The 1391-nt window shown below is 49.7% G+C and carries 1 protein-coding gene; it reads right to left on the bottom strand.

The window, feature by feature from the left end; all coding sequences use genetic code 11:
* Positions 1-1391, bottom strand: a 1391-nt coding sequence (locus CCY01nite_RS26710; RefSeq protein WP_222614512.1) for a hypothetical protein, incomplete at both ends; no start/stop codon positions are given.

Raw genomic sequence — 1391 nt, 5'->3', positions numbered from 1 at the left:
ATTACCACATTCATCCGTCAACGTCCATTCTCTCAACAGTTCGTAAGTATTAGCACAAGCACCGTTGGTGCGGGTTTCGACAAATGTTGTATCAATGTTAGCCTCCACGGAGCAGTTGTCAGATACCTGGAATGTAGCCGGGTCAGGTACCGCGTCACAAGATACCGTAGTATCCCTTGGTGCAATGCCTGCCACTCTCGGGTGGGTAGTATCGATCACATAGATGCGCTGGCTGATAACGGTGTCATTACCACATTCATCCGTCAACGTCCATTCTCTCAACAGTTCATAAGTATTGGCGCAAGCCCCGTTGGTACGTGTTTCAACAAATGACGTATCAATATTGGCCTCTACAGAGCAATTATCAGATACCTGGAATGTAGCGGGATCGGGTACTGCGTCACAGGACACGGTAGTATCCCTCGGTGCAACACCCACCACTCTAGGGTGCGTAGTATCTATCACATAAATCCGCTGGCTGATAACCGTATCATTACCACATTCATCTGTCAATGTCCATTCTCTTAACAGTTCATAAGTATTAGCACAAGCGCCATTGGTACGTGTTTCAACAAACGACGTGTCAATATTCGCTTCCACGGAGCAGTTATCAGATACCTGGAATGTAGCCGGATCAGGTACCGCGTCACAGGATACGGTGGTATCCCTCGGAGCAATACCCACTACAACAGGGTGCGTGGTGTCGATCACATTGATGATCTGGCGGATGATGGTGTCATTGCCACACTCGTCAATAAGCCTCCATTGGCGGGTCAGTTGATAGGTATTGGCACAAGCGCCGTTGGTGCGTGTTTGTGTGAATACGGTATCGATGTTGGCCGCTGCGGAGCAATTGTCTGATACGAGGAAGGTGGCAGGATCAGGCACGGCATCGCAGGACACGGTGGTGTCCCTTGGTGCAATGCCAGCCACTACAGGGTGCGTAGTATCTATCACATAGATCCGCTGACTGATAACCGTGTCATTACCACATTCATCCGTCAATGTCCATTCTCTCAACAGCTCATAAGTATTGGCACAAGCACCGTTGGTGCGGGTTTCAACAAATGACGTATCAATATTGGCCTCTACAGAGCAGTTATCGGATACCAGGAAGGTGGCTGGATCAGGTACCGCGTCACAGGACACGGTGGTATCCCTCGGCGCTACACCTGCTACTACAGGGTGAGTGGTGTCAACCACGTAAATCCGCTGACTGATAACGGTATCGTTGCCGCATTCGTCTGTCAATGTCCATTCTCTTAACAGCTCATAGGTATTAGCACAAGCGCCATTGGTACGTGTTTCAGCAAATGATGTATCAATGTTGGCCTCTACAGAGCAATTATCCGATACCTGGAATGTCGCCGGGTCAGGCACCGCGTCACAGG

Source organism: Chitinophaga cymbidii, from assembly GCF_007992715.1.
In the GTDB taxonomy this organism is placed as follows: Bacteria; Bacteroidota; Bacteroidia; order Chitinophagales; family Chitinophagaceae; genus Chitinophaga; species Chitinophaga cymbidii.
The sequence above is the reverse complement of the archived record's forward strand: the minus strand, read 5'-3'. Positions and strand labels throughout refer to the sequence as shown.